The organism is Vibrio sp. Vb0667 (assembly GCF_033391095.1).
Window position 1 is genome coordinate 1 of record NZ_JAWPOL010000091.1, and the last position, 1,954, is coordinate 1,954.

The 1,954-nt window shown below is 44.5% G+C and carries 2 protein-coding genes; both read right to left on the reverse strand.

All coding sequences use genetic code 11. The annotated features are described in order from the left end of the window. Positions 1-38: 38 nt before the first annotated feature. A complete protein-coding gene (locus tag R8269_RS23610; protein WP_005464337.1) occupies positions 39-1,025 on the reverse strand; it encodes a cytochrome-c peroxidase in 987 nt (328 codons plus the stop codon). A gap of 402 nt (positions 1,026-1,427) precedes the next feature. Then, positions 1,428-1,954 (reverse strand): ABC transporter permease (locus R8269_RS23615; protein ID WP_318222702.1); only part of this gene is annotated, 527 nt, incomplete at its 5' end.

Consider the following 1,954-nt stretch of genomic DNA (forward strand, 5'->3'; position numbering starts at 1 on the left):
CTTTCGGCTCCTTTGTTCTATCTAGTGCCAACCAAATTTTAAATATTTGGCCTTGCGGTTTCATGAGTTGATGGTGGTAAGTGAGGCAAGGTGACTTGTGGTTGCTCACCTGTCAGAGAACGTAAGAATTCAGTGATTTTGGTGGACTCTTCTTTTGTTAGCTTTTGACCAAGTTGCAGATCGGCCATCATTTCTACCGCTTCTTGAAGATCCCAAACAGACCCGTCATGGAAGTACGGGTAGGTCAATTCTACGTTACGTAAGGTTGGGACTTTGAAGACGAACTTATCGAAATCACTTCCGGTAATGGCTTTGCGGCCAACATCTGGGTTGTCTGTCGTAAATGGCTTCACTAACCCCATTTTTTGATACATTTGTCCGCCCGCTAATGGCCCGCTGTGACAAGCAGTACAGCCTTTGTCTTTAAACAGTTGATAGCCTTCCACTTGTGCTGTAGTGAGTGCGTCGTCGTTACCTTTCAACCATAAATCGAATGGAGAGTTTGGCGTACGCAGCGTTTGTTCAAATGTTGCGATAGCATCGGTCACGTTATCAATGGTGATATTGTCGCTGCCATAAGCTTGTTGAAACCACTTGCGGTATTGAGGGATAGATTGAAGAGTGTCGACCGCGAGCTGGTGGGTAAATGCCATTTCCAATGGGTTTTCGATAGGGCCTGCGGCTTGCTCTTGCAGATCTTTCGCTCGCCCATTCCAAAATTGAACGAAATTCAAATCTGAATTAAACACCGTAGGTGAGTTGATTGGACCAATTGACCATTTGTGACCAATTGAGCTTGGTAAGTTATCAACGCCACCTTTAGCGATGTTATGGCAAGAGTTGCAAGAAATGGTGTTCGACGCCGACAGTCTCGGTTCAAACCACAGCGTTTTACCCAATTCAATCTTTTTACTGTCGAGCCCAGAAATGGGTTCGATGACCTTGATGGGTTCGTTGGATTGACGTTCAGCATGGGCACCGAAAGACAATATAGATAAAACACTCACTGCGATAAGAGTTTTCATAATAACTTCCTTTTGACGTGATTTTCGACTCTCACTAGAGCGGCGCACTTCTTGTGAAACCGCTGATAAAACAGTCGTTGGTGCGCTCGAAAATTACGGTATAGGAAAGGTGTTATTCGATAAAATGCAAAAATTCGATGGTTTTTATGGCAAAAAACGATGTTAAAAATGATGGATTTTTGTACGTCAAGCTGGAGCTGGCTATTGTGAGTGTTGCTTACAAATTTGTCACAAATGTTTAAAGTTATTTATCGGACGAATCCTTGATTAAAGTCAATTTCAATCTGAGGTTGTGAGGCGTTCAAATACAACAAAGGGGGCGATAGTTCGCCCCCTTTGTTGTTCATCTGGTCGTGGAATTGTGATTTCTGTCAACTTATCTCTTTGAGCTGCAGAGAAAAATTAACTTAGGCTTTCGGTAACAACGGGTTTGTTGTTACGTTTTGCTATCCAATACGCCACGCCACCCCATAGCGCAACAAGCAACCACAATGCTGTCCAATGTTTGGCAACTTGCTGCCATGTCGCGCCCATTTGGTTGAGCGCCAAGAAGCCTTTTATTGCCCAAGTACTCGGGCTCAAATCGGCTATCCAAAGCAGTGGCGCAGGTATCGACTCAACTGGCCAAATGAAGCCAGCTAAAAAGATGAGAGGCATTGAACTGACTAGAACCACCAAGGTGACCAGTTCTCTTCTTGGTAGTAGATAGCCAAGCCAAAAGCCTAACCCACAACAACCCAGCAAGAACGGGAAGAGCATGGTTAAGAGCTCACCTGCTTTGGCAATGTGATTCACACTCAGACGTTCGAAGCTAAAACCAAAGTAATACGCGCTCAGTAAGTAATAAATGGCAATAAACACCAACGTTCTTACTAATAACAATGACCCGGTTGATACCTGAGACCAGTAGCCTCGGCCATGACGCTGCG

What these genes read in the sequence shown, in the direction of transcription:
- R8269_RS23610 (WP_005464337.1), bottom strand. Translation starts at nt 1,025, where the DNA reads ATGAAAACTCTTATCGCAGTGAGTGTTTTATCTATATTGTCTTTCGGT.